Raw genomic sequence first — 26042 nt, 5'->3', positions numbered from 1 at the left:
GGGGGATAAGGGAGACAAGGGAGACAAGGTAAAGATAAAATAAAAGCGTTCTTGATATTACTGATACAAATATTTTGGGAATAATGAGGTAAATGCTTGGCAATAGCCTCAGCTGTGTTCCATAGGTTAGCTCAAATCATGTATGCTGTTTTACCATTAATTAATTTCTCTATTGCCGACGGTAAAACAGTATAAATTTAACAACCAACTAACACTTTTTTCTGGATCGCCCGCTCAGTCCAGCAACCAATACCCATGTCAAGGATAGAGAACCAATTTACTGTGCAATTTTGGGGCGTTCGTGGGAGCATCCCCTGTCCAGGGCCACATACAGTCCGTTATGGTGGCAATACCCCTTGTGTGGAAATGCAAGTGGGGGGTAAACGCTTAATTTTCGATGGTGGTACAGGGCTGCACGTTTTGGGGCAATCTTTATTGCGTCAAATGCCAATAGAAGCTTATCTGTTTTTCACTCATTCTCACTGGGATCATATGCAGGGTTTTCCCTTCTTCGTCCCTGGGTTTGTGAAAGGGAATAATTTTCATATTTATGGTGCGATCGCTCCTGATGGTTCTACCGTAGAACAACGTCTTAATGATCAGATGCTCCACCCTAATTTTCCCGTACCTTTGCAGATCATGCAGGCTAACCTGCATTTTCATGACGTTTACCCAGGAAAACCCATCCACATTGATGATATTACCGTAGAAACAGCACCACTTAACCATCCCGGTGAAGCGGTGGGGTATCGAGTAAACTGGTGTGGTGGATCGGCAGTTTATATTACCGATACAGAACATTTTGCCGATAAATTAGACGAAAATGTCTTGTCTTTAGCCCGGAATGCCGATATCGTTATTTACGATTCTACCTACACTGATGACGAATACTATTCCCCTAAATCCCCTAAAATTGGTTGGGGACATTCTACTTGGCAAGAAGCTATAAAAGTAGCTAAGGCTGCCAATGTCAAGACACTAGTAATTTTTCATCATGATCCTGCCCATGATGATGATTTTTTAGATCATGTCGGTTCTCAAGCCTTTGCCCAGTTTCCTGGGGCAATTATGGCACGGGAAGGTATGGTACTCCAGATCCCTGTTTCAGCCCCTATATCAGAATCTTTTTCTGTGAGTAATTTTTCTGGATAGAACTTGCTATCAGAGTGATGGTAGATTTTAGATTAGATTGGTGATTAGGAACTATCAATTGGTGTGAGCCTACCTCTAAGGTAACTAGCAACCGATTGATGGTGAAATAAACCTCAATTCCGAAAATCCAAGTGCTAAATCTGTCTCAAAATGGGTGTTCTGTGTGGGTTGCGGCTGCAACTGAAAGAGTACTAACGCCAACTGCTGTTGCCCTTGGCAAATTTGATGGCGTGCATCTTGGCCATCAAAGGGTAATTCAACCAGTTTTGCAGCCAGTCAAAACACAGCAGGGTATGGGGGGAGAGGAACTCACTACACCACTCCCACCAACAGACCCCCTATATTCCACAGTTGTGACTTTTCGTCCCCATCCCCAAGAGTTCTTCACCGGACAACCCCGGACTTGGTTAACACCCTTAGATGAAAAAGTAGAGCAATTGCGATCGCTGGGAGTACAACAACTTGTACTATTACCTTTCGACCGAGATTTAGCGGCCTTGTCTCCCGAAGAATTTGTGGAAAGGATTCTTGTACAACAACTACAGTGTCAGCAAATTAGTGTGGGACAAGACTTTTGTTTTGGGAAAAATCGCCGTGGTACTGCTCAAGATTTACAAGCGATCGCGTCTCAATATAACATTCCTGTCACTATAGTGACTCTTGAAACCTCCACCCTACCTACTGTTAATGACAACAGTTGCACCAACGTCAATATCAGCCACAATGCTCCGATTAGCACTTCCTTGATTCGTAAATCTTTAACAAGTGGAGATATCAAAAACGCTAACCGATGCTTGGGAAGACTTTACAGTCTCATTGGTACAGTAGTCGAAGGTGAACAACTAGGAAGAACCCTTGGCTTTCCTACCGCCAACTTAGAACTACCAATTGATAAATACATTCCCTGCAAAGGAGTTTATGCTGTCCGTGTCCAGATTATCGGCGAGATACCAAATGAGATTTTGGGAGTGATGAATATCGGCAACCGTCCCACAGTCAACGGCACGTATCCTTCAGTAGAAGTGCATCTTTTGGATTGGAGTGGGGATTTGTACGGTAAAAAACTCGCCGTGCAGCTAGTCGAATTTTTACGCCCAGAGCAAAAATTCCCATCCCTAGAAGCCCTCAAACATCAAATTCAACAAGATTGTGCGATCGCCATCCAAGTTTTATCACAAAGTTGACTTTGGGCATGGGGCATGGGGCATTGGGCATTGGGCATGGGAATAAAAAATAATTGTCTGCTTTGTCTACCCGAAGTTCTGTTTGCCCTTGGCGTTGGCGAAGCCATCGGAGGAAACCTCCGCACCCTACGGGAAGCAAGCTACAGACTTCTCTCCTTGTCTCCCTTGTCTCCCTGCCCCCCTGCACCCTGCACCCTGCCCCCTACTCCCTGCCCCCTGCCCCCCAATCGCCATTTTGAATTTTGAATTTTGAATTTTGAATTAATTAAGTGGGAATACTGTATGAATACCGGAGTGGAGGATAAGGCATAGGTTGTTCTCTACTCCTGTTTCTTATATACCAATCACCAATCCCCTGTGGTGCATGAGAGAAAAAATTGACGCTCTAACCCAAAATCTTACCCGTACTATCGTGGGTAAAACTGAAGCCATACGCTTAGTTCTCGTCGCATTATTAGCTGGTGGCCACGCTTTATTAGAAGATGTCCCAGGAGTCGGTAAAACTCTCCTTGCTAAATCTCTAGCCCGTTCACTGGATGGTAAATTTCAACGTCTGCAATGTACTCCTGATTTATTACCCACAGATATTACGGGTACTAACATCTGGAATCCCAAAAGCGGCGAATTTACTTTTCTTCCCGGCCCAGTGTTTGCTAATGTGTTGTTAGCTGATGAAATCAATCGCGCTACGCCTCGGACTCAATCGGCTTTATTAGAAGTCATGGAAGAACATCAGGTGACAGTTGATGGTGTTTCCCGTTCTGTTCCTCAACCATTCTTTGTGATTGCTACTCAAAACCCCGTCGAATATCAAGGTACTTTCCCCCTACCTGAAGCCCAAATGGATAGATTTATGCTTTCCTTAAGTTTGGGTTATCCCTCGGCTCAGGAAGAATTAGAAATGCTGCAAAATCTCCGACAGGGTGTCAAGGTGGATGATTTACAGCCTTGTATGAGTTTGGCAGAGATTGCACAATTACGGGAAATTTGTTCTCAGGTGAAAGTAGAAACTTCTTTGCAAGAATACATCCTAGAATTGGTGCGAACAACCCGCCAAGACGAGGAAATTACTCTAGGTGTCAGTCCACGGGGTACAGTAGCTTTACAAAAAGCCACCCAAGCCTTAGCTTTTTTACTGGGACGTGATTATGCCACTCCTGATGATGTAAAATTACTCGCGCCTCATGTTTTGTGTCATCGTCTGATTCCCAGAGGAGGACGTAGTTCTAGAAGTGTGGTGGAGCGATTATTGCGATCTGTTCCCATTCCTTAAGGGATTGGGCATGGGGCATATCAATTCAAAATTCAAAATTCAAAATTCAAAATTCAAAATTAAGAATTAAGAATTTTTTTCTCTTGTTCCTCTGCCCCTTTGCCCTTTCCCAGTCTCGATTATGTTCGTTAACTTCTTGATTAAACGACCTGTATTTACAAGCGTCTGCGCCATTATGATTTTTTTGGTGGGTGTCATTAGTATTCTGACTCTACCAATTGATAAATATGGCAAAATTAGTCCGACGCAAATTATTGTTAATGCTAATTATGTGGGTGCGAGTGCGGAAGTTGTAGAAAAAACAGTTACAAATGTCTTGGAACGCCAAATTAATGGCGTGCAAGGGATGAAGTACATAACTTCTAGCAGTAGTAATGATGGTAGTAGTACGATTACAGTCACCTTTGACGCTGCACGGGATCAAGATATAGCGGCGGTAGATGTGCAGAATCGCATTTTGCTAGCACAACCAGAGTTACCGATCGCAGTACAGCGTACTGGAGTCAAAGTCAGTAAACTGTCTGATCATATTTTACTGGCGATGGGGTTGTATAGCGATCGCCAAGACTATGACAATCTATTTTTGAGTAACTATGCTGATTTATATTTACTAGATGCCCTCAAAAGAATTGATGGTGTCAGTGAAGTACGGATTTTTGGGGAACGTCGTTATGCTATGCGCCTATGGCTTGATCCCAATCGTTTGGCGAGTCGCAACTTGACAGCCCAAGATGTGATTAATGCACTGAATGAACAAAATATCCAAATCAGTGCCGGACAAATCGGCCAGCCACCAATCCCCGCAGATCAAATGTATCAAATTGATATAACTGCGGCTAGTAGATTAACGGATGTCGCCGAATTTGAAAATATAGTTTTGAAAACCGGTGCAGATGGCTCACTGATTACCTTAAGGGATGTCGGCAGAGCCGAATTAGGGGCAGAAAACTATCATTCCTTTGTGCGGTTTCGGGGTAAGGAAGGCATCGGGATAGGGATATTTCCTGTAGCGGGGAGTAATGCTGTAGAGATAGCTAAGGCTGTGCGCCTGGAAATGACTCGCTTGGCGAAAAACTTTCCCCCTGGTATGGAATATCAAGTGGCATTTGATACAACTGAATTTGTACCAGCGTCTTTGGTAGAAGTGGTAAAAACACTTTTACAGGCGATCGCTATTGTTGTCTTGGTAATTTTTCTGTTCTTCCAAGATTGGCGAACTACCCTCATTCCTCTGATCACAATTCCCTTATCCTTGATGGGAACTTTCGCCTTAATTAAAGTTTTTGGCTTTTCTATCAATACTTTCACCCTGTTTGGTTTGACTTTAGCTATCGGTATGGTAGTTGATGATGCTGTGATTGTGGTGGGAAATATTTCCCGATTAATTCAAGAGGAGGGAATGTCACCGCGTCAAGCTGCTTGTGCAACTATCGGTGATTTATTTGGTGTATTAATTAGTTCATTTTTAGTATTGATATCAGTATTTATATCAGTAGCATTCTTCCCTGGTGAAATTTATCGTCAATTTGCTTTAACTATTGCTTTTTCTATTACTATTTCTACCTTTTTAGCTCTCACCCTTACGCCAGCTTTATCGGTTTTATTACTAGAGGCTAAACCCAAACCACGGGGGATATTTACCTGGTTTTTGAGTCGGATGAACTGGTGTTTAGATTTGCTCCAGAATCAATATGAGCGAACGCTGCATTTTTTACAACGGATGAGAGCGATCGCCATCGCCTTATTGATTGTCTGTTTAATATTCACAGGCTGGTTATATGTTACCTTTCCCACCGCCTTGATTCCCGATGAAGACCAAGGTTATTTGATCACCCTGATTCAAGCACCAGAGGGGGTTTCTCTCAACTACACTAGCAAAGTCATGACTCAGGTAGAAGGGGAAATCTTAAAATTACCGGAAGTGGCTAAGACTTTTGCGATCGGTGGTTTTAGCTTTAGTGGCAATACAGCTAATAGTGGTGTGATTTTTGTCACCCTCAAGCCTTGGGATGAACGCCGACAACCTGGACAATCAGCCAAAGCAATTATAAATCAGTTACAGGGAGTATTATCTAATATTCCCGAAGCGCGGATTTTCGCCCTCAACCCGCCATCTATTGATGGTGTAGGGAATTTTGCAGGTTTCCAATTTCAACTCCAAGATAAATCGGGGACTAACAACTTCAACACCATGCTGGCAGTCATGGGAGAGATGATCTCTCAAGCAAATGAAACCCCAGAATTACAAGGTGTGTTTAGTACATTTAATGCCAACACACCGCAGATGTTAATCACAGTAGATCGCAATCAAGCTAAAGTCTTGCAAGTCCCCATAGACGATATTTTTAAAACCATACAAATTTATCTGGGTTCGCAATATGTTAATGACTTTAATTTTCTCTCGCGGACTTATCGGGTATATGTGCAAGCTGATGCTAAATTCCGTTCTGAACCTGGGGATGTTGGTAAATTATATGTGCGTTCCCAAACTGGGAAGATGATTCCCCTAAGTAACTTAGTCAAGTTAACCCCCACCACAGGAACGCAAACCATCAACCACTATAACCTGTTGCGGTCGATAGAAATCAACGGTGGGGCTGCTCCTGGCTTTAGTTCTAAACAAGCGATCGCGGCAATGGCACATATCGCCCAAAGAGTAGTACCAGCTAGCATGGGCTATGAATGGTCAGGAATTACCACCCAAGAACAAGCTTCCCATACTCCAGCACCGTTAATTTTGGGTTTAGGACTGCTGTGTATATTTTTGGTACTAGCTGCCCAATACGAAAATTATCTAGACCCTTTGATAATTATGCTACCAGTTCCCTTAGTAATTCTGGGAGCATTGACAGCTCAATCTTTGAGGGGTTTAAGTAACGATGTATTTTCTCAGGTGGGTTTAGTCATGGTGGTGGGCTTGGCGTGTAAAAACGCTATATTAATTGTGGAATCTGCTAATCAATGGCGTAAACAGGGGCTTACTATAACTAAAGCCGCAATTCAAGCCAGTCAAGCTAGATTACGCCCGATTTTGCTCACAGCCTTATCAACATTGTTGGCGATTTTTCCGCTTGTAATTGCTGTGGGTGCAGGTGCAGCTAGTCGTCAATCATTGGGAACGGCTGTATTTGGGGGAATTTTAGGGGCGACATTCTTAAGTTTATTTGTTGTGCCGATTTTGTATATTGTCAAAAACAGGGTGTAGGGAGCTTTCACTCCTTGGGTAGTAATGAAACTATTACAATAATCAAAAAGATTAATTAGGAAATACCCATTATGAGCATCAAAGAATTGCTTCTCCAAGAAATTGAATCCTCATCAGATAACATTTTGGCTGAAACCCTAGATTTTTTACGCTTTTTGAAAACAAAGGAAACGCAAAAACAACCGATTTGTGAAGTGGTAGATTCTACTATTCACACTATAGTCAATTCTACAGGTGGCTCACTGCTGGAACACTTAAAAACCATCGGTGAATGGGAAGGTGATGATTTAGAAAAATGTCTTGAATTAGTTTATAGTACTCGTCGCAAGGCCAAATTTGATTACGAAAATCCCTTTGAATAATGTACCTATTAGATACAAATCACTGTAGTCAAGCAATACTTGGTAACGCTAATGTAATTCATCGTCTTGTAGAACTGGAAAATTCAGTTATTACAACCTGCGCCATTGTTCAGGGCGAACTTATAGACATGGCAGAACGTTCTCAACGTAAAGAAAGTAACTTAGCTCTAATCCGCCGTTTTATAACAGGTATATACATTTATAATATTGATGGATTTACTGCTAATATCTACGGAGAACTCAAAGCCAGTTTATTTCACGAATTTGCACCAAAAGAGAAAAGCAAGCGCAGAAAAACAAAAATCACTGATCTAGGTTTTGATGAGAATGATCTTTGGATTGCAGCAGTAGCCTTACAACATGATCTTATCCTTGTCTCAGCCGACAGCGACTTTCAGAGAATTGACACAGTCAGAGAATTATCTACGGAATCATGGCTGTAAAGCCTATTCCTTTTTACCCGAACCCCCAACCCCTAGCCCTGTTCTCTAGCTTTAAAAGTAAGTTCAGAAATCAAATATGATTCCTATATAAGTGAGTGTCAAAGAAAAACGTTTTAATTCCAGCCAAAATTCTAACTTCTAATTCCCACAATCATGAATACAGGCATCAACCTATTCACACCAGTTCAATTGGGGTGTTACTCTCTACCTAACCGGATTGTTATGTCGGCTATGACTCGGTTACGGGCGATTGACAATATCCCAAATTCCCTGATGGCAACATATTATTCTCAACGAGCTAGTGCCGGGTTAATTATGACTGAATGTACAGCCATTTCACCCCTGAGCTTGGGATATATTAATTGTCCTGGAATTTACACAGCCACACAAATCGCTGGATGGCGTTTGGTGACAAATGCAGTGCATCAACAAGGCGGACGGATATTTTTACAACTGTGGCATTCTGGAAGAATTGGTCATCCGGCTTTGTTGGGAGGAGAATTACCAGTAGCACCAAGTGCGATCGCTGGTGTGGGTTCGCTTCATACTCCCATCGGTAAAGTACCTTTAGAAACACCTCGTGCTTTGGAAACCAAAGAAATTGCGGAAATTGTCGAACAGTTTCACCAAGGGGCAGTTAATGCGTTAGCGGCTGGCTTTGATGGTGTGGAATTACACGGTGCATTTGGCTATCTCATTGACCAATTTATACAAGATGGTTCAAATCAGCGTACTGATGAATATGGTGGTTCATTAGAGAATCGTAGCCGCTTTTTATTGGAAGTGGTGGAAGCTGTCACCAGTGTTTGGGGAGGCGATCGCGTCGGAATTAAACTTTCTCCCAGTAATACCTTCTACGGGATGTATGACTCAAATCCCAAAGAAACATTTAGTTACATGGTGAATGCTCTTAACCCCTTCGGTTTAGCTTATATCCATCTAATGGAAGCTAACGAAGTGGATTTATCAACTCGTGCAGTCATGAATCCTGTAACACCACATTTCCGCCAAATTTATCAAGGCACATTAATCACCAATGGCGGTTATAATCAACAAACAGGAAATGAGATTCTCGCTAAAGGTGATGCAGATTTAGTATCTTTTGGCACGCTATTTATTGCTAATCCTGACTTACCAAAAAGATTCCAAATTAATGCTCAATTCAATAACCCAGATGGCAGCAAAATTTACGGTTCAGGTGCTGAAGGATACACAGATTATCCATTTTTAGTCAATAGTTAAAGATAGTTTACTAGCGACTTTTCAAACAACCTTTGTATAGAAATAGCGGGTGAATGAAATTTTGTGTGGGATTTCTAGCTAAGTATCCAAAAAATTACCCTCCACACTCCCCACACTTCCCACACCTTTTTTCGCTCACCTAAAAATAGCCCATGATGGGGGAGAGCGTCCCTTCTTACCCGCTCCCCTGCTTTTCACTTTCTGGTGTTTCCTGAAAGCATCCAATTAATAGTAAGCTAATATTCTTGACGAAAATTTGACACACTTTTAGTGTGTGCGTCAAGTAACATTAATTAAATCCATCTATAGAAGATGCAATTTCAGGGCTGGAAAAGTTTTTTACTTACGATTTCATTAGTCATTATTGGTGCAATTAGTTATAGCACCAAAACAGATGCAGCATCGGCTAAAGAAATAGATGTCTTAACTTGTGAAGATGAGTTAGAGCAAACACAACAATTTTTGCTAAATTCAGCAAATAATCCTGCAATCTGTCACCAGGGTGATTTAGGCAGAGTGAATTTAAATTTGGTGACAGCAAAACCGTTAATTGTGCAGACAATTCCTACAGAAATAGAAAATTCCAGAGAGCAACCTGATTCTACACCCGGATCAGATACCAATATTATTCCACAGAGGAATGAAGCACCGCAATTAGAAACTCAGCCTAATAACTTTCCTCAAACAACGCCACAGCCGATAGAACAATTATTAGAATTACCTACCAAAAATAACCAAGAAAGATTAGAAAGAATAGAGAGATTGAGGCGGCGATTAAGAGAGACAAAACAGCCAAATCCTGAGTCTGATACCTATCGGGAATTGGGACTAAGGGTGCGTCAAAAGCCTTTACCAAATTCGCCCCTAGAACAACCTCAACCACCACAGACAGAACGTCCTGTACCTAAATTTAAACCCATAGGTTCTCTACAAGCACGTATTGGTTATTTTTATACAACTAACATCTTCTCATCTGAAAATGCCCCAGTAGAAGATGGGTTGTTATTTTATGGACTGAGACTAAATTCTGCTTATTTTCCCTTGGGTTCTAAGACTTATTTAAATGGTTCAATTGATGGTAATTTAATTCGTTACGTAGACCAATCAAAGTTTAATTATAACCAATTAAGGTTTAATTTAGGTATTTACCAACAGTTATCACGACGAATGTTTGGTGAAATCAGTTGGAGTAATCAACAATTGTTTTATGCTAACAGTAGCGACATATTTACATCTGGCGATCGCTTCTTAAATGAACAATCTTTTAAGCTATCTTTGGGGAGAAGAGATAGACTCACTCAAAAATTAATGTTAGATAGTTTTTATGAATTTAGTTGGAACTTAGCCGACCCAGAAAGCCGCAGTCGCATAGTAAATTATCTTTGGTTATCTTTGAACTATCAACTACAAGAACCTCTGAATGTAGGTTTAAATTATCAATTGAGTTTATCAGATTTTACAGAACGCGATCGCCATGACCAATCACATCGATTATTTGCTAACTTAACTTATCGTTTATCAAAGTCAACTAGAGTCAATATGCAAACTGGTTTTAGTTTTGGTGATTCCACCGCCAGGAACATTGATTTTGATAGCTGGTTTTTCAGTGTCAATTACAACTGGGTTTTGGGTGAATTTTAAAAATAGCAGGGGGCAGGGGGCAGGGGGCAGGGGGCAGGGGAGCAGGGGGCAGGGGGAGACAAGGAGAGAAGTCTGAGCGGAGGTTTCCTCCGATGGCTTCGCCAACGCCAAGGGCGAACAGAACTTCGGGGAGACAGGGGGGACAAGGGAGACAAGGGAGAAATATTTACCCCAATGCTCCAAAATTCCTTAATTTTGAATTTTGAATTTTGAATTTTGAATTGATACGCCCCATGCCCATCAACTAATAACTAATCCAATCGCTCCAACTCCCAGCATAAAGTTTACCTGTATGAATGCCAGCTAACTCTAAAGACAGCAAATTTACACAGGCTGTAACACCAGAACCGCAATAAACTAAAATTTCTTCAGAGGTTTGGAGTTGTTCCCAACGTTTTTGGTGTGCTGGAAGTGGAATTAAATAGCCAGAAGCATCTGTGAGTTCCACCCAAGGATAATTGACTGCACCGGGAATATGACCGGCAATTTTATCAGTGGGTTCTCTTTCGCCACGATAGCGATCGCCCTCTCTCGAATCTACCAAAACAACTTGGGGTAAATCTTTACGATTTTTAACAGCTTCTACATCTACCAACAATTCTGTTTGCAATTGCGGTATAAAATGAGCTTTTTGAGGTGGCGGAATCATATCTGTGACAGGATAGCCAGCTTTTTCCCATTGGCTAAACCCCCCATCTAAAACAGCTACTTGCTCATGACCAAAATAGCGTAACAACCACCAAAGACGGGATGCAAAAGCCAAACGAGAGTCATCATAAGCGACAACCAAACTTTTTTGAGACTCAATCCCCATTGCAGCTAATTTCTCAGCTAGCTCATCTGGTGGTGGTAGAGGATGTCTCCCACCATGTTCACCCACAGGACTAGAAAGATCCAGATTTAAATCTAAATAGTAAGCTCCCTCAATATGACTTGCTTGGTACTGCCTTTGTCCTAGTTGTGGGTCAGCCAAAGAAAAGCGACAATCTACAATTACAACCTGCGGATCATGCAAGTGTTCAAGTAACCAGTCCGATGAAACAACAAATTGAGTGTTAGTCATTACTCCCCCTACATCCTTATCTCCCCTGTCTCCCCTGTCTCCCCTGTCTCCCTTGTCTCCCCCTGCTCCCCTGCTCCCTGCCCCCTGCTCCCCTGCCCCCTGCCCCCTGCTCCCTGCCCCCTGCCCCCTTCCTAAATCCCCATGTCAGACGTAGAGAATAATTTTACACCCCAACTAACAGCAGATGGCTCTTTGACTTTTTTCTCCCAAGACTTTGGGGAAGCTTTTCATAGTCATTTTGGGGCGAAGCAAGAAAGCTTTCTCAAATTTGCCAGTCCTACACAACTAAGTAAAATTGCCGAAAAACCAGCTTTGCGTTTATTAGATATTTGTTATGGTCTAGGATACAACACCGCCGCCGCATTACAGACCATTTGGGCAGTAAATCCCAGTTGCCACGTTGAATTGATTGGTTTAGAACTAAATCCATCTGTACCACAAGCAGCAATTGCCCATCATCTATTAGATAACTGGAATTATGATTACACTCATATTTTGACCAAGTTAGCTTTTGAGCAACAGGTACAAACAGATCAACTCCAAGCAACATTATTAATTGGTGATGCTAGAGACTCAATTAGGCGAGTCAATCAGTCAGGTTTTCAAGCAGATGCCATTTTTTTAGACCCATTTTCACCGCCTCAGTGTCCTCAACTATGGACTGTGGAATTTATTCAACAAGTGACTATGTGTTTACACGAGGATGGAATGCTTGCTACTTATTCTTGTGCTGCCTCTGTACGTACAGCTTTGTTGCTAGCTGGATTAAAAATAGGCTCAACTCCCCCAGTCGGGAGGCGATCGCCTGGTACAATTGCCGCCCATCCTCAAAGCCTTGCATCAGAGTCAAACTTAGCACTTCCCCCCCTCTCCCCAGCAGAGAAAGAACATCTCCTTACCCGTGCTGCTATTCCCTACCGCGACCCACACTTAAATGATGCTGCTTCTGTGATATTGCAACGACGACAACAAGAGCAACAAACTAGCTTACTAGAACCTACTTCCCGTTGGCGAAAACGGTGGTCATAGGGCATGGGGCGTATCAATTCAAAATTCAAAATTCAAAATTCAAAATTAAGGAATTTTGGAGCATTGGGGTAAATATTTCTCTCTTGTCTACCTTGTCTCCCCCTGCTCCCTTGTCTCCCCGAAGTTCTGTTCGCCCTTGGCGTTGGCGAAGCCATCGGAGGAAACCTCCGCTCAGACTTCTCTCCTTGTCTCCCCCTGCCCCCTGCTCCCTGCCCCATACCCTTGTGGACTGGTTAACTAGTGCAAATATGTCAAATTTTTAACAAAAATTTTCCTTTTATTGCTATTGTTGTGATAAATTTAGTAATTTTATGAATTGTCTGTATTGTAATATACAGAAAATCTTGTATATTGAGAGCAGATAATCATCTACCCAAATTTATGGATAAAAATACTGACTTGCTCACCCCAAAATAACAACGCAAAACTGAACTTGCATAAATTTAGCAGGAGAGTCAAAAATCATTATTTTTTCTGACGTGACTATGATTAAAAATCTCAGTGAAACACCTGATTTAACATTGGCACAGATTTATCATACTGGAATAAGAAGCAGGGAAAATAGATCAATCAATTCTCACTTTTCTGGCACAAAATAAATTAACTGATGGGTCTTGCTTAAACAAGTATTCTGATAGGATGCAGGGCAAGTGCAGAATTGGCAGTTGTATAAAGTTAAATACTCAGGTCTTTTTGAAATCGGGACGCTGTTAAGTTTTTTAGTGAAGATTGGGGTGCTTCTGTGATTAAAAGGAGTGGTGAATACACAAACTCTACTGAACAGAATATGAGTGGCTCTCAACCGTCAAGCCAACTCAACAAGATTAGTTCAGATCACGACCCAGGATTACAAGAACTAGAAGATTATTCCTTGGATTTATCTAAAGAAGATTTTATGATTACAGAAAGCCAAAAAGCAACTTCTTGGCTAAAACCTGAACAGTGTTCGGGTTATGAACGTTTAATTTCTAAAAAAATACAAACTACAACTTCCCAAATTAAGAGCTTCGATTCCGAACCAGCAAAAGTCCTCGTAGTTGACGATCATACTCCTAGTAGAATGACTGCGGTGGCACTGTTGGCAATGGAAGGATATACGGTGATTGAGGCGGATAGTGGTTTTATTGCCGTAGAACTGGTCAAGCAACAACAACCGGATTTGATTTTACTAGATGTGATGATGCCGGGGATGGATGGGTTTGAGGTGTGTCAATTACTCAAACAAGATGAAGATACTAGACTAATTCCCGTAATTTTCATTACAGCTTTAAATGATAGGCGATCGCGCATCCAAGGCATTGAAGTAGGAGCAGATGACTTTTTAAGCAAACCCTTCGACCGAGTAGAACTAGTAGCCCGTGTCAAATCTCTTGTGCGCCAAAAGCGTTTAAATGAAGATTTAGACCATGCAGAACAAGCACTGTTTTCTATAGCTAGAGCGGTTGAAAGTCGTGATCCTAATACTGGCGACCACTGTGAACGGCTAGTCAAGTTAGGTCAAACCTTTGGCGAATACCTGAATCTCTCACGCTCCCAAATTCGAGACTTAAGTTGGGGCGGTTATCTGCACGATATCGGCAAAGTCGGTATTCCCGATGCAGTTTTGCTCAAGCAAGGCAAACTCACTCCAGAAGATTGGGCAATTATGAAGCAACACGTTTTAATCGGGGAAAAGATTTGTCAACCCCTACGTAGTATGCAAGGTGTAATTCCGATTATTCGCCATCATCATGAACGTTGGGACGGTTCAGGTTATCCCGATGGACTCAAGAAAGATCAAATTCCCTACATTGCCCAAGTGTTTCAGGTCATTGATATTTATGATGCTTTAACTAGCGAACGTCCTTACAAAAAAGCTTTTACCCCAGAAGAAGCATTATGTATCATGCTAGATGAAACCGAATCCGGTTGGCGCAACCCCAAACTTATGCAGCAATTCGCTGAATTTATTCTCTCTCATCAGTTACCCCACAGTTAATCAATTTTCACCCAACACTGATTTAATTTTGAATTGTTAATTGTTGCTTTCCATAGTTAGTGCATGAATTAGCTGGTATGATTTGAGCCTGAATCTCAGAGTACTAAGTACAACAGCGAAATTTAATTGTAGATCAGAGCTAATTATGGTAGTTGTAGCAATATTAGCCGCAGGACGTGGCACTAGAATGAAATCTAGTTTACCCAAGGTGTTACATTCACTGGGTGGACGGACAATGGTGGAAAGAGTTTTGGCTAGTGCAGAACCTCTTGCACCATCACGGCAGATGGTGATTGTAGGGTATCAGGCAGAGGAAGTCAAAGCAGCTATGCAGTTGCCTGGATTAGAATTTGTAGAACAAACTGTACAGCTAGGAACAGGCCACGCCATTCAACAATTATTACCCCATCTTGAAGGCTATACCGGAGATTTACTGATACTAAATGGGGATGTACCACTTTTACGTACCGAAACCCTAGAAAAGTTATTACAAACTCACCAAACTCATCAAAACGCTGCTACTATCCTCACTGCCCACCTAGCTAATCCTAAAGGCTATGGGCGGGTTTTTTGTGATAGTAACAACTTTGTAGAACAAATTATTGAAGATAAAGACTGTAGTCCTCTACAAAGGCAAAATCAACGGATTAATGCGGGAATTTATTGTTTTCGTTGGCCAAATTTAGCTAAGGTTTTACCTCATTTACAAGCGAATAATGCTCAAAAAGAATACTATCTTACCGATGCTGTCACCCAAGTTGGTCAAGTCATGGCAGTTGATGTAGAAGATGAGCAAGAAATTTTGGGTATTAACGATCGCCTACAATTAGCTACAGCTTCCCAAATCTTACAACGACGCATCAAGGAAAAATGGATGCTGGCTGGTGTCACCTTAATAGACCCCAATAGTATTACTATTGATGACACCGTAGAATTACAGCCTGATGTGATTATTGAACCGCAAACCCACTTACGGGGAAATACTGTGATTAAGTCCGGGAGTCGAATCGGGCCAGGTAGTTTAATTGAAAATAGTCAGTTGGGTGAAAATGTCACAGTACTATATTCCGTAGTCACAGATAGTATTATCCAGACAGGAACGAAAATCGGCCCTTATGCCCATTTACGTGGTCATGCACAAGTGGGTAATAATTGCCGCATTGGTAATTTCGTGGAATTAAAAAATACCCAGTTAGGCGATCGCACCAATGTAGCCCATTTATCTTATTTAGGTGATACAACGGCTGGTAATCAAGTAAATGTCGGTGCAGGAACAATTACCGCCAACTATGACGGCGAGAGAAAACACCGTACTACAATAGGCGATCGCACTAAAACAGGTTCTAACAGCGTATTAGTAGCTCCTGTCACCTTGGGTAATGATGTCTATGTAGCTGCCGGTTCTACAGTTACCGAAGATGTACCTGACGATAGCTTAGTAATTGCTCGCAGTCGTCAGGTAACTAAGCGCGGTTGGCGCAAACAAAAGAATGATGGTTGATTATTGACTGATTTAACCCCCTTGTCTCCCTTGTCTCCCTTGTCTCCCTTGTCTCCCTCGTCTCCCTTGTCTCCCTTGTCTCCCTTATCTGTTCTACTTCTTAAAAATCCCCAGTCCCCAATCCCCAATCCCTCTAAACCGTACAACCAACCTCAGTCCCGTCAGGCAATTCTAAAGTATCGCCAATCTTCTCTCCGTCGTGGAAGGCGGCGAGAATGACTTGGCTAGTTTTACCCCAAGCAATCGTACCACTGGCATCTAATGCGATCGCCCCAAAATCTCTTTTGTTCTCGTGTGCTTCCGCAAAAGATTTTTTCATTGCTGCTTTGAGGGACATTCCATCGGTGACGCGGATAACAATCTTGGGGGCTAAACATTCATCAATAATATCTTCACCTATACCCGTGCAACTAACAGCAGCATAACTAGTAGCATAATTACCAGCCGGCATAGCTGAATCACTCACCCGGCCAATACGTTCAAACCCTTTACCACCTGTAGAAGTACCAGTTGCTAGTTTACCGTAGGCATCTAGTACAACTACCCCAATCGTACCCCGTCCAGCATTACTAGTTTCTAAAATTTCTGGTTCTGCAACCACTCCCGCCATCGTGCGTTTAAAGTTGTCTTGACGCTCCTGAATCCATTCTTGCAAACGCAATTCTGTCAGGGCATTATAACTAGGCACTTGTAATTCTCTAGCTAATTCTGCCGCACCATAATCTGAGAGTACGCGATCTGGGGAACTTTGGAGAAATTGTGCCAAATTAATCGGATTTTTCACCCGTGAAACATTAATTACCCCACTAAACTTTCCTGATGCTCCATCCATCATGGAAGCACTCATGCGAATTTGGCCATCAGATTGTAGTACTGAACCAGTACCAGCATTAAAGCGCGGTTCATCTTCTAATAGTTGACAACCCCGCACCACTGCTACAGAAGCGTCAACTCCCGTTAATAACAGGGCGTATACTTCCTCTACTATGGCATGAAGCGATCGCCTAACCGCTTCCAACCCCCCTTTACCGTGGAGAGAACTACCTGCTCCTCCATGAATAATTAATTTAGGTTGCACCTGTGATTTCATTTATGCCCCTGCGCTATTAAAGTCTAAATTATGGTTGATTTGAGCAAATAGGGGTTGAATATTGGGTACTCCAGATGACTCAATCCCCACTCTCCCTTATGTTTTCGCATCAGAACGACGACGGCGGCAACGTTCTGAGCAATATTTCACCTCATCCCAGCAATCTTCCCATTTTTTCCGCCAAGAAAAGGGACGTTGACACACCGGACAGATTTTTGTGGGTAAGTCAGATTTAGAACGATTACGTCCCATATAGATCCCGTAGACAGTTAAGTTAGATTCTGAAAACAGATGAAAGACAATTATAAACAGATTGATACCAAAGAAAGATACTTTTGGCAAGAAAATCCAGGCTGCCTCTTTCTATGGAGTGATATTAGTTTGTGCTAAATTGACAAATCAATACTAAGACCGTTTCTTGATGAAGATGCACTTTATTCTGTACTGTAGAGACGTTGCATGCAACGTCTCTACATCATTTATTTGGCGCAACTGCATAGAGAATTGGTATAAGAATATATTTGAAAATTATGCCTATGAAATTTATAAATAAAAAAACTGCTATGTCAGATTACTCACATAGCAGTTATAAATTAACTTAGCAAAAGTCTATTTATCCTTTTACTGTCTTATTGTCTAAACGTTTAAACACTGAATTAACACCAAAAGCACCTATTGCTAATAAACCTAACATCGCATTGGGTTCAGGAATACTTTGGTTTGCTACTCTATAAGTGTGGTTATCTGTTTCAAAGGCAATACCATTTGAACGCAGGACAACGCGATCAAACTTTTCACCTGACTCACCTACTAAATTAATAAATAAATTAGATTTACCACTAGTCTGATTACCATCAGCTGTAGCTGTTGGTACATTTGAGCCACTAAAACTATTTAACAACTGATTCCCATTGTAAATATCAATAAAGTTGTAAGTATCTAATGATCCTGCATAGAAACCAAAGTAATCAATAGCTTCCTTAAAATCAATCATTACAGAACCAGTATTTCCAGCAACACTGGTATTTTGGGGAGCAATTGTTAGATATTTAGTAGTATTTCCAGCAGGTGAGGCATATTGACCAGATTTACTACCTTGAACAATGTTAGTAGTAATACCAGAGTAGGTTGCAAAACCATTGGGGTCATTGGCTGTGCCATCATCAAAGGTGACAACTTGAGTATCAGAGTAGGTAGAAAACATCCCACTATTGACTGTCATAGTTACCGCACTAGCTGGATTTGCACTCATCACTAGAACAGTTGTTCCTAATAAAGCAAGAGATAGTTTTTGTAGCATGATGATAATGAAGCGTTAAATTAAAAATTGCATTAAACTAATTCTCATTTTTATTAAGGAAAAGAACTACGGTAAATCTACGAAAATACACTTAAAGTTTAGGTGAAGTTTTTTCTTCACGCAGCTTAGTTGATTTTTGAAAATATAGTTAGTGGCGTGTCAAGCGTTAAATGTTGCAATAGATTTTGGATTAAAAACGCAGATAAACGCAGATAAACGCCGATGAAACAATTTTTTTATTGCAATATTTTAGTCGTGTCAGTGCAGTAGGGTGTGTTAGTGATAGCGCGCCTTTTCCCCAAAGCTTTAGGTGCGTTACGGCTTACGCCTAACACACCCTACAAGACATATTTAATGTGACACAACTTTGTATTCAGGGCTAGAAGCCCTTTTTTGTAAGTTTTGCTACAGGGTATTGTGAAGTATTACGACTAATTCAAAAAGACTGTACCATCTTCTTGGATTCTGACTGTACGTTTATCTTGACCAACGTTAGTGGTTTCGTCTAATCGGACTTCTAACATTCCTTGGGTTGATGTCGGTTGTGGAATCACTTGAATTAATCCACCATCATTACGGTAAAGTGTGAGTGTTACGGGTGCGTTTAAACCTTGTAGCATCACATTTGATTTACCTTCTAGCGATCGCGGTGATGTATCACCAACGACTTCATAAGTTACCTCAGCACCAGTATCATTCACCAACCGGATGTTAACTTGATTATTCACTAGAGCAAGTCTAGCACTAGGTTGTTGCTGTTCTCTGGGAAGGGGCGGTTGAATCACAGAAACTGGTGGACGGGGGGGAATCATTTGTTCTGGATTGATACCCCGTGCTTGCATTTGTTGGGTTAAAGCGTTGGGGGGACATCCTTGGGGTACTATATTTCTAGAGTTGAAAGGTTCTTCGTAATAAATGCGAGGACAGGGATTAACCCCACGGGTACTTGATAGGGGTGCTTCGCCACCCATACCTTGTGGATATGGTGATTGAGTCGCAGGGGGAGTGATTGGTGGTAGTAGTCCTTGCGCTGCTAATCTGCGAGTTAACGCATTGGGTGGACAACCTTGAGGTACTAGAACGCGATTGTTATGCGGTTCTTCGTAGAAAATGCTAGGACAAGGATTCACTTTGGGAATCGGTTGTTGTGCTGATGCAGTTTTAGGAATTGCTGCTATGCCGATGAATAATCCTCCGCAGATAGCACCAAATAATTTTTGAGCAGATGTCTTCATAAGTTCCTCCTAGTAGCAATTCGTAATTCGTAATTCGTAATTACGAAAGAATAATCAATTAGTTGAATATGTAGTTATAACAATTAAAAATTAAATCTGATATATGAATATTAAAAATCAATCAGTTTAAATTTAGAAGCTACTATTTTTATATATATAAATTTAGTATTAAAACTCAATTTTTTTGAATTTTGTAGCTTGCTTCCCGTAAGGGTATTTTGAATTTTGAATTGATTATCTGGGGTGCAAGCGGTTGCGCCCCTATTTGTGCTTAATTATTAGTTAAACTTCTAACTAAGCTTCTTCCCAAAGTTGGCGAACTTTACCGGGTAGCCAACTAGCAATTTCCTGTATTCTCTCTGAGGATAATTCGTCTTTGGTGGCTGCAAACACTGACTTAACAACTTGTTCCCGGTCTACATTGGGAGGCATTCCACCTTCATTAGCTACTCGGAATAAAAAGCGATCGCTATCAATTTTGAAAATTCCGGGGCCTTGCCAGGGTGGACGTACCCGACTCAAAAAGCCTACAAGGGGATTTGTATCATGCCACAAATCAGATATTTCTAATTGTAGAGATTTATCATCAGTCACTTCTGCTGGTTCATGTAATTCTGCCTCAACGCGATCGGCTGCTTCTGTAGTCATCAAATCACGCATTACCCGAAAGACTACCTCTGTAATGTCTCTGGCATCATAAACATCTGATAAACCACTTCCTAATTTAACTTTTTCTAAAAATGGTATGTCTTTTTCTTGGATGGCAGTTGACATTGCAAACTCCAAAATTTACTTCATGATTACGTTATTTAGCAAAAAAACACTAGTTATGTTTTAGTCAAAAAATGCAACCGTTAGTAAATAATTTAAACAATCAAAGGCATACAATTCATCTGCCACAAGAAACAAATATTAATTAATAAATTAAGACTCAAGAGTGACTGGTAAAGTAACAATAAAAGTTGTACCCTGACTTAAAGTGCTTTCTACTTGAATTTGACCGTGGTGATGTTCTACGATAGCTTGAGCGATCGCTAATCCCAATCCTGAACCTGTAGCAGTGTCTGTAGTATGATGTCCTGTTTTATGGGTGCGTGCAGGATCGACTCGATAAAAACGGTCGAATAATCGAGGTAAAGCTTCAGGGGGAATACCTACGCCAGTATCACTGACTCTAATTTGCAAACCAGGGAGACTGTTGTAACGCATCCTATCTATTCTGGCTAGTTCAACATTCACCTCACCACCTGCTGGGGTATATTGCAAAGCATTGCCAATCAAATTCGTGAATAAACGCACTAATTGATCCCAGTTACCCCAGAGTGTAAACCAATTTTCTGACAATTCTGGGCTAATTTCAGAAGCGGAAGGGTCAACTAAATGTAAATTGAGCTTAATAGTTTTTTCTGTGGCTAGAAGTTGTTGTTCCTCTACTACCTCCATCAGCAAAGCATCCACAGGACAAGCTGTAAAGTCATCTTTGCTCATGCCACCGTCTTGACGTGCTAGGAACAATAAATCATTAACTAATCTACCCAAACGTTGTGTTAGTCGTTCTACTACCTTTAACTGTTGGCGATAATTTTGAGCAAGACTAGCCTCGGTTTGAGTTAACTCCAAATCACTTAACGCCACTTGCACATTAGTTTGAATGAGAGTGATGGGACTTCTCAACTCATGGGAAGCATCAGCCGTAAATTGTTTCAGCCGTTGGTAAGACTCACCGACGGGTTGCATTGCCTTACCGGAAAGAAACCAACCGCTAGCAGCTACAGACACTACCATTAACCCTGTACCCAAAGCCAAGTCAAAAATTAATTGACGACTAGGTTTTGTGACTTCAAACCAAGGATGACTCACTCGCAGATAGCCTAAAACTTGTCGTCCAATTTCTACCCGTTGGGTGACTTGCCGTAATAGAAGAGGGGAATTAGGAGATTCTCGGTTTTCCCATCTTTCTGGTTTAACTATGCGTACAGTTTCACCAGTGCGATCGCTATGTATGGGAATATTAAGAGGTTCAGAAAAAGTAGACCAAATTAATTCCCCCGTAGGACTAAACCACTCTAAATCAATGTGGTCATCTTCTACCGTCTCAGCATTATTACGGAAACTCGCTTCTACATTAATACGGAATGGTTCAAGCTCATTGTTGGCTCGTTCGATAACTAGCGATCGCTCAATTATTTCCACTACATGATTTAGGGTATCGTCAATACGCTCTACTAAAGTATTACGGACATATAAATACACACCACTAGCAAATAGTAAAAGTAATACCGCAGTTACAGCAGTGTACCAAATAGCCAGACGACGACGAGTAGCTTGGAACATTTGATTTACCTCAGTTGAAAATCTCAGCCAATAATAATCCTGAGACTGTTCCGTTACAGATGAAACTTATTTTAGGGATTTCCACAAAATAAATTATCCAATTTACTCAGATCCTATTTTCTGTATCTCCCTTGCTCACCAAAGCAATTGTCTATTTTTTTAGTTGGCAGTCTCTTAAAGGCTTAATAGCTGAGTTTCCCCATATCCCCTGAAGACTAAAAGCTAAATATGAACTAAAACAGTAAAAATACGGTTTGCTCTGACGATGTCGTGAGTATAAATTCCTCTTGCGTCTGTGTTTTTTAGTAAAAATATTAAGGAATATTACAGTGATTGCCAAACATAAACAAAAACATAGAATTATTCGCAATCTTGCTATTTTTCAAGTGAAATTTATCAAATATATTTACTTGAAATTCGGCACAGGTTTAGTCACTTTAATAGGTTTAACCTTTGTTTCATTGCCATTAGCACAAGCATCAGAGCGTGTTGTTGGTGATTCACATCTAAGTTTATCCACTACTAATAGCGATTACACTAGCACTGAAACTGATTCTGTATCTGATGCCAATATCGAGGCTTTAGAGATTCCCTCTTCCCTACCAGAAATGACTTTTGCTAATAAACTAGCAAGTCAAAATATGCAGACACCAGAATTTATTGATATTGGTACTGCACAAATGTTCTCTACTCATTCAACCGCAGGAATCAAAGAAAACTTAGAACCAAATTTATTAACATCAAACGAGGAATTACAGCCGCAACATCAAACTCAAATTATTGCACAAACAGACTCTTCTGAAGTTGTAGGTGACACCCTAGGTGATACGAATAAACTACGCCAAGAACTGTTAATTGAACCAATTGTGAAAGTAGGTAAACGTTTCCGCACTGCGCCTGGTTCATCTGCCGGTACTCCCTCCGCCTATGGTGCAAGTTTTCGCCAAGCCTATATAGGCGGTGGTTTAAGTTTCCCTCTTGATGAAGATAAAGATAGGGTAGACGGTTCACTGTCATTGGGTTTTGGCTTAGGTGATGCGGTGAAATCTGTAGGGTTAGAAGTTAACGTCAACATTACCAGTGTAGGTGGTGGTAATACTTTTGATTTTGGCGATAGTGGCGGTGTAGGTTTTAAGCTACACAAATATTTTAGTGATGGTACAGCTGTGGCTGTGGGTTGGTCAAATGCTGTCAAATGGGGAGATGCGAAGAATGCTCAAGATACTATCTATGGGGTAGTTACTAAGTCCTTTGCACTCCAACCAGATAACCCCAATAATAAATTACCTCTAACGGTTTCTGTAGGTCTTGGTAGTGGTAGCTTTCGTTCTAAGGGTGCAATAGAAGCAGGTGATGAGTCTGTAAATGTGTTTGGTAGTGTCGGTCTAAGAGTCATTCCACAAATGTCTTTAGTGAGTAGCTGGACGGGAAATCGTCTGAATATGGGAGCATCTTTTGCACCATTTCGAGATACTCCCATAGTTATCAATACTATTTTCACAGATGTCACCAGTAATTTTGCAACTGGTCTTGGATTTACTTTGAGTGGAGGTTATACTTTTCGGTTTTAAATATTGAGTTATTTTGGAACTAAATTAGCAGCAATAGTCATGAAAAAACAAAAATTACCCGTTAGTTTAGGTTTGGTATTCATTTTATTGACTTGTTTAGTTAATGCGCCTGTGAAAGTCTATGCAGGTGGTGCTAATGTAGCCGGCACTAGTGATGATTCTCCTAGTTCAGCTGGTGATAATCTTAGCCCTAACACATCAGAGCCAGTTCCCGAACCTTTTCCTGGTGCAAATGTAGAAGTAAATAGCAATGGTGCTACTGGTGATTCAGACATTAATATTAGTGCCTCAACAGAAGTTCAAAATGATGTCAATGACGCTGCTGAAGAGATATTACAACAAGCTGAAAATGATAATTCATCAACAGTAAGTAATGATGGTGATAGTGGTAATGTTTTGAGTGATGCAGGCAATTCTAATTCGACATTTAATATTGTTGTCATTATTTTACTGGGTGGTGCTAATGCAGAAGGGGCTATCAGTCAGGTACAAACTTATTTGAGTAGTTTAGGGGTGTCACCATCAGCAATGCAACCTCTACTCAATGCTCTCCGGGGTATGATTAGGAGGTCATCAGCATCTACATCTGGTCTTGATATGGGGTCTTTAAAACCAGTAGAGTTAGTTGCTGGTGTTAAAGATTTAAAAACAAAAATTTCTCAAAATGCAGCTAAACCCAGTGTGGATCTAAATAAGTTAAATGCTGCTATTACTGCTTACAATAATATTGTGATGGAAAGTAGCCCTGAAGTTCTGCAAAAATTGGCTAAAGACCCACAATTTTTAGAAATTGGTAAGGTTCTTAAACAGTTACGCTCTGCTTTGAATAAGCGTTAAAAACTGGATATGCTACGACTAAGTAGAACAGGGTAAATAATTGAAGGTTTGTAGTAAGAACTTTAGTTCTCAAATCAGGACTAAAGTCCTTACTACGAACTCAATCTTAGTTTTTTACCTTACTTAACATATTTGGTTTTTGCAATTCGTTTTACTTACAATTATTAGAGGTGTAATTAAACATCCTTTGGCCACAAGCCAGAGGATAATTTTTTAAGTGAACAGTTAGGTACTTCTAGATCAATACAGTTCAGTTAAGGCTAAACATCAAATCTCGTGTAGGTTGGGTTGAGGAACAAAACCCAACATTCTTAAGACTTTGTTGGGTTTCGCTATCGCTCAACCCAACCTACTTTTCCTCTTAACTGAACCGTATTGACTTCTAGATAAGAAATCTCTGAACTGTAGGGTGCATCAGGATGAATAATTTCTGAGTATAGTTAGGTTCTATCGCACAGACCCATCCTACCGATAACTGATAACTGATAACTGATAACTGTTAAGCTGGAGGCAGAAATGGCGGATAATAACAACCAAATCATTACTCAATTACCCACTCACTACAACCCTGACAAAGTAGGGGAAGTCTGGCGTGTACTATATCAGGAGCGCGCAGCAGCAGCAGAACTATGGGCTGAAAAATATAATATTACACCTGCATCTACTGACCAAAAACGTATTTGTTTATTATTAATTGATGTGCAGAATACTTTTTGTATACCTGAATTTGAATTATTTGTTGGAGGTAAATCGGGAACAGGGGCAGTAGATGATAATCGCCGATTATGTGAATTTATTTATCATAATTTAGGCGTAATTACAAAAATTATTCCTACCCTCGATACCCATACAGCAATGCAAATTTTTCATCCTATTTTTTGGATAAATAATGCAGGGGAACATCCCACACCAGCCGCTACTAGTATCACACCAGCAGATATTGAAAATGGGATTTGGCAGGTCAACCCAGATATTACTAATAGTATTAATAACAACTATGAATTATTAACAAAACACGCCTATCATTATGTTAAGCAACTGAGTCAAGATGGTAAATATCCTCTGACAGTTTGGCCTTATCATTCCATGTTAGGTGGCATTGGTCATGCCTTAGTTGCTGCGGTGGAAGAAGCCATATTTTTCCACTGTATTGCTCGCCGCAGTCAAACACAATTTGAAATTAAAGGTGATAATCCGTTAACAGAAAATTATTCTGTTTTACGTCCTGAAGTATTGCAAAGTTTTGATCAAAATCCACTAGCGCATAAGAACACGCGCTTAATTCAAGAACTTTTAGAATTTGATGCTGTAATTATTGGTGGTCAAGCTAAAAGCCACTGTGTAGCTTGGACAATTGATGATTTATTAACAGAAATTCAACAAATAGATGCTAATCTGGCTCAAAAAATATTTTTACTAGAAGATTGTACTTCCCCTGTGGTAGTGCCGGGAGTCGTGGACTATACAGAACAAGCAGATGCGGCATTTGCTCGATTTGCTGCCGCCGGGATGAAGATTATCAAATCCACTGAATCTATAGAATTAAGTAGGTCGGCGTAAATAATTCTTGTTGGAATAAGGCAGGGGGCAGGGAGCAGGGGG

At 40.9% G+C, this 26042-nt stretch carries 24 protein-coding genes; 14 read left to right on the top strand and 10 right to left on the bottom strand.

The genetic code is table 11. The features are described 5' to 3' along the window. Nucleotides 1-255: 255 nt before the first annotated feature. Nucleotides 256-1152 carry an MBL fold metallo-hydrolase gene (locus tag ACPZ3T_RS12750; RefSeq protein ID WP_490276730.1) on the top strand — a complete coding sequence of 299 codons (897 nt, stop codon included), beginning with the start codon at nucleotides 256-258 and terminating at the stop codon, nucleotides 1150-1152. A gap of 131 nt (nucleotides 1153-1283) precedes the next feature. Beyond that, on the top strand, nucleotides 1284-2336 hold the full coding sequence (locus ACPZ3T_RS12745; protein ID WP_490276729.1) for a bifunctional riboflavin kinase/FAD synthetase: 1053 nt from the start codon (nucleotides 1284-1286) through the stop codon (nucleotides 2334-2336). On the opposite strand, the gene ACPZ3T_RS12740 is transcribed toward ACPZ3T_RS12745, so the two are convergent. Next, nucleotides 2291-2443, bottom strand: coding sequence for a hypothetical protein (locus tag ACPZ3T_RS12740; RefSeq protein ID WP_490276728.1), 153 nt, complete (start codon nucleotides 2441-2443; stop codon nucleotides 2291-2293). The genes ACPZ3T_RS12745 and ACPZ3T_RS12740 overlap by 46 nt on opposite strands. Nucleotides 2444-2700: 257 nt before the next feature. Between ACPZ3T_RS12740 and ACPZ3T_RS12735 the strand changes: the two genes are divergently transcribed. The 6 genes from ACPZ3T_RS12735 to ACPZ3T_RS12710 all read left to right on the top strand — a co-directional run bounded on the left by ACPZ3T_RS12735 (nucleotide 2701) and on the right by ACPZ3T_RS12710 (nucleotide 10502). Beyond that, a complete protein-coding gene (locus ACPZ3T_RS12735; RefSeq protein WP_490276727.1) occupies nucleotides 2701-3609 on the top strand; it encodes an AAA family ATPase in 909 nt (302 codons plus the stop codon). Nucleotides 3610-3730: 121 nt separating this feature from the next. Beyond that, nucleotides 3731-6814 (top strand): efflux RND transporter permease subunit, encoded by a 3084-nt coding sequence (locus ACPZ3T_RS12730; protein WP_490276726.1) that lies wholly within the window; start codon nucleotides 3731-3733, stop codon nucleotides 6812-6814. A 71-nt stretch (nucleotides 6815-6885) separates the two neighbouring features. Beyond that, nucleotides 6886-7176 carry a DUF2281 domain-containing protein gene (locus ACPZ3T_RS12725; protein ID WP_490276725.1) on the top strand — a complete coding sequence of 97 codons (291 nt, stop codon included), beginning with the start codon at nucleotides 6886-6888 and terminating at the stop codon, nucleotides 7174-7176. Then, nucleotides 7176-7619, top strand: a complete 444-nt coding sequence (locus ACPZ3T_RS12720; protein WP_490276724.1) for a type II toxin-antitoxin system VapC family toxin — start codon at nucleotides 7176-7178, stop codon at nucleotides 7617-7619. The genes ACPZ3T_RS12725 and ACPZ3T_RS12720 overlap by 1 nt, the downstream gene beginning before the upstream one ends. Before the next feature lie 153 nt (nucleotides 7620-7772). After that, complete coding sequence (locus tag ACPZ3T_RS12715) at nucleotides 7773-8861, top strand: alkene reductase (protein WP_490276723.1); 1089 nt, start codon at nucleotides 7773-7775, stop codon at nucleotides 8859-8861. A gap of 312 nt (nucleotides 8862-9173) precedes the next feature. Next, the gene (locus ACPZ3T_RS12710; RefSeq protein ID WP_490276722.1) at nucleotides 9174-10502 is read left to right on the top strand and encodes a hypothetical protein; all 1329 of its coding nucleotides are present in this window, start codon (nucleotides 9174-9176) and stop codon (nucleotides 10500-10502) included. Nucleotides 10503-10746: 244 nt separating this feature from the next. On the opposite strand, the gene ACPZ3T_RS12705 is transcribed toward ACPZ3T_RS12710, so the two are convergent. Further along, a complete protein-coding gene (locus ACPZ3T_RS12705; protein ID WP_490276721.1) occupies nucleotides 10747-11565 on the bottom strand; it encodes a sulfurtransferase in 819 nt (272 codons plus the stop codon). Nucleotides 11566-11706: 141 nt separating this feature from the next. On the opposite strand from ACPZ3T_RS12705, the gene ACPZ3T_RS12700 reads away from it, so the two are divergent. Next, nucleotides 11707-12594, top strand: coding sequence for a tRNA (5-methylaminomethyl-2-thiouridine)(34)-methyltransferase MnmD (locus ACPZ3T_RS12700; RefSeq protein WP_490276720.1), 888 nt, complete (start codon nucleotides 11707-11709; stop codon nucleotides 12592-12594). Between the two features lie 32 nt (nucleotides 12595-12626). Here ACPZ3T_RS12700 and ACPZ3T_RS12695 read toward each other — a convergent pair whose 3' ends face one another. Further along, a complete protein-coding gene (locus ACPZ3T_RS12695; protein ID WP_490276719.1) occupies nucleotides 12627-12812 on the bottom strand; it encodes a hypothetical protein in 186 nt (61 codons plus the stop codon). Nucleotides 12813-13336: 524 nt separating this feature from the next. On the opposite strand from ACPZ3T_RS12695, the gene ACPZ3T_RS12690 reads away from it, so the two are divergent. Both ACPZ3T_RS12690 and glmU read left to right on the top strand, forming a co-directional pair. Beyond that, on the top strand, nucleotides 13337-14572 hold the full coding sequence (locus ACPZ3T_RS12690; protein ID WP_490276718.1) for an HD domain-containing phosphohydrolase: 1236 nt from the start codon (nucleotides 13337-13339) through the stop codon (nucleotides 14570-14572). Between the two features lie 145 nt (nucleotides 14573-14717). Beyond that, nucleotides 14718-16073, top strand: coding sequence for a bifunctional UDP-N-acetylglucosamine diphosphorylase/glucosamine-1-phosphate N-acetyltransferase GlmU (glmU, locus tag ACPZ3T_RS12685; RefSeq protein WP_490276717.1), 1356 nt, complete (start codon nucleotides 14718-14720; stop codon nucleotides 16071-16073). Here glmU and ACPZ3T_RS12680 read toward each other — a convergent pair. The 7 genes from ACPZ3T_RS12680 to ACPZ3T_RS12650 all read right to left on the bottom strand — a co-directional run bounded on the left by ACPZ3T_RS12680 (nucleotide 16028) and on the right by ACPZ3T_RS12650 (nucleotide 22032). Then, nucleotides 16028-16201, bottom strand: a complete 174-nt coding sequence (locus ACPZ3T_RS12680) for a hypothetical protein (protein ID WP_490276716.1) — start codon at nucleotides 16199-16201, stop codon at nucleotides 16028-16030. The two genes, glmU and ACPZ3T_RS12680, sit on opposite strands and share 46 nt — an antisense overlap. Before the next feature lie 5 nt (nucleotides 16202-16206). Continuing rightward, complete coding sequence (locus tag ACPZ3T_RS12675) at nucleotides 16207-17163, bottom strand: isoaspartyl peptidase/L-asparaginase (protein ID WP_490276715.1); 957 nt, start codon at nucleotides 17161-17163, stop codon at nucleotides 16207-16209. Between the two features lie 96 nt (nucleotides 17164-17259). Next, a complete protein-coding gene (locus ACPZ3T_RS12670) occupies nucleotides 17260-17415 on the bottom strand; it encodes a DUF2256 domain-containing protein (RefSeq protein ID WP_490276714.1) in 156 nt (51 codons plus the stop codon). Between the two features lie 361 nt (nucleotides 17416-17776). Further along, a complete protein-coding gene (locus tag ACPZ3T_RS12665) occupies nucleotides 17777-18463 on the bottom strand; it encodes an Npun_F0296 family exosortase-dependent surface protein (protein WP_490276713.1) in 687 nt (228 codons plus the stop codon). A gap of 431 nt (nucleotides 18464-18894) precedes the next feature. After that, nucleotides 18895-19698, bottom strand: coding sequence for a hypothetical protein (locus ACPZ3T_RS12660; protein WP_490276712.1), 804 nt, complete (start codon nucleotides 19696-19698; stop codon nucleotides 18895-18897). A 294-nt stretch (nucleotides 19699-19992) separates the two neighbouring features. Further along, complete coding sequence (locus ACPZ3T_RS12655; RefSeq protein ID WP_490276711.1) at nucleotides 19993-20472, bottom strand: DUF2267 domain-containing protein; 480 nt, start codon at nucleotides 20470-20472, stop codon at nucleotides 19993-19995. A 150-nt stretch (nucleotides 20473-20622) separates the two neighbouring features. Continuing rightward, nucleotides 20623-22032: a sensor histidine kinase gene (locus ACPZ3T_RS12650; RefSeq protein ID WP_490276710.1), complete on the bottom strand. Its 1410-nt coding sequence runs from the start codon at nucleotides 22030-22032 to the stop codon at nucleotides 20623-20625. A gap of 329 nt (nucleotides 22033-22361) precedes the next feature. On the opposite strand from ACPZ3T_RS12650, the gene ACPZ3T_RS12645 reads away from it, so the two are divergent. The 3 genes from ACPZ3T_RS12645 (at nucleotide 22362) to ACPZ3T_RS12635 (ending at nucleotide 26000) form a co-directional block, all read left to right on the top strand. Next, nucleotides 22362-23603: a hypothetical protein gene (locus ACPZ3T_RS12645; protein ID WP_490276709.1), complete on the top strand. Its 1242-nt coding sequence runs from the start codon at nucleotides 22362-22364 to the stop codon at nucleotides 23601-23603. 39 nt (nucleotides 23604-23642) lie between these two features. Further along, complete coding sequence (locus ACPZ3T_RS12640; RefSeq protein ID WP_490276708.1) at nucleotides 23643-24440, top strand: hypothetical protein; 798 nt, start codon at nucleotides 23643-23645, stop codon at nucleotides 24438-24440. 516 nt (nucleotides 24441-24956) lie between these two features. After that, on the top strand, nucleotides 24957-26000 hold the full coding sequence (locus ACPZ3T_RS12635; RefSeq protein ID WP_490276707.1) for a cysteine hydrolase family protein: 1044 nt from the start codon (nucleotides 24957-24959) through the stop codon (nucleotides 25998-26000). Nucleotides 26001-26042 lie beyond the last annotated feature (42 nt).

The organism is Aliinostoc maniaoense, from assembly GCF_058172895.1.
The sequence above is the reverse complement of the archived record's forward strand: the minus strand, read 5'-3'. Positions and strand labels throughout refer to the sequence as shown.

What these genes read in the sequence shown, in the direction of transcription:
- ACPZ3T_RS12750 (WP_490276730.1), top strand. Translation starts at nt 256, where the DNA reads ATGTCAAGGATAGAGAACCAATTTACTGTGCAATTTTGGGGCGTTCGT.
- ACPZ3T_RS12740 (WP_490276728.1), bottom strand. Translation starts at nt 2,443, where the DNA reads ATGGCTTCGCCAACGCCAAGGGCAAACAGAACTTCGGGTAGACAAAGC.
- ACPZ3T_RS12735 (WP_490276727.1), top strand. Translation starts at nt 2,701, where the DNA reads ATGAGAGAAAAAATTGACGCTCTAACCCAAAATCTTACCCGTACTATC.
- ACPZ3T_RS12730 (WP_490276726.1), top strand. Translation starts at nt 3,731, where the DNA reads ATGTTCGTTAACTTCTTGATTAAACGACCTGTATTTACAAGCGTCTGC.
- ACPZ3T_RS12725 (WP_490276725.1), top strand. Translation starts at nt 6,886, where the DNA reads ATGAGCATCAAAGAATTGCTTCTCCAAGAAATTGAATCCTCATCAGAT.
- ACPZ3T_RS12720 (WP_490276724.1), top strand. Translation starts at nt 7,176, where the DNA reads ATGTACCTATTAGATACAAATCACTGTAGTCAAGCAATACTTGGTAAC.
- ACPZ3T_RS12715 (WP_490276723.1), top strand. Translation starts at nt 7,773, where the DNA reads ATGAATACAGGCATCAACCTATTCACACCAGTTCAATTGGGGTGTTAC.
- ACPZ3T_RS12710 (WP_490276722.1), top strand. Translation starts at nt 9,174, where the DNA reads ATGCAATTTCAGGGCTGGAAAAGTTTTTTACTTACGATTTCATTAGTC.
- ACPZ3T_RS12705 (WP_490276721.1), bottom strand. Translation starts at nt 11,565, where the DNA reads ATGACTAACACTCAATTTGTTGTTTCATCGGACTGGTTACTTGAACAC.
- ACPZ3T_RS12700 (WP_490276720.1), top strand. Translation starts at nt 11,707, where the DNA reads ATGTCAGACGTAGAGAATAATTTTACACCCCAACTAACAGCAGATGGC.
- ACPZ3T_RS12695 (WP_490276719.1), bottom strand. Translation starts at nt 12,812, where the DNA reads ATGGGGCAGGGAGCAGGGGGCAGGGGGAGACAAGGAGAGAAGTCTGAG.
- glmU (WP_490276717.1), top strand. Translation starts at nt 14,718, where the DNA reads ATGGTAGTTGTAGCAATATTAGCCGCAGGACGTGGCACTAGAATGAAA.
- ACPZ3T_RS12675 (WP_490276715.1), bottom strand. Translation starts at nt 17,163, where the DNA reads ATGAAATCACAGGTGCAACCTAAATTAATTATTCATGGAGGAGCAGGT.
- ACPZ3T_RS12670 (WP_490276714.1), bottom strand. Translation starts at nt 17,415, where the DNA reads ATGGGACGTAATCGTTCTAAATCTGACTTACCCACAAAAATCTGTCCG.
- ACPZ3T_RS12665 (WP_490276713.1), bottom strand. Translation starts at nt 18,463, where the DNA reads ATGCTACAAAAACTATCTCTTGCTTTATTAGGAACAACTGTTCTAGTG.
- ACPZ3T_RS12660 (WP_490276712.1), bottom strand. Translation starts at nt 19,698, where the DNA reads ATGAAGACATCTGCTCAAAAATTATTTGGTGCTATCTGCGGAGGATTA.
- ACPZ3T_RS12655 (WP_490276711.1), bottom strand. Translation starts at nt 20,472, where the DNA reads ATGTCAACTGCCATCCAAGAAAAAGACATACCATTTTTAGAAAAAGTT.
- ACPZ3T_RS12650 (WP_490276710.1), bottom strand. Translation starts at nt 22,032, where the DNA reads ATGTTCCAAGCTACTCGTCGTCGTCTGGCTATTTGGTACACTGCTGTA.
- ACPZ3T_RS12640 (WP_490276708.1), top strand. Translation starts at nt 23,643, where the DNA reads ATGAAAAAACAAAAATTACCCGTTAGTTTAGGTTTGGTATTCATTTTA.
- ACPZ3T_RS12635 (WP_490276707.1), top strand. Translation starts at nt 24,957, where the DNA reads ATGGCGGATAATAACAACCAAATCATTACTCAATTACCCACTCACTAC.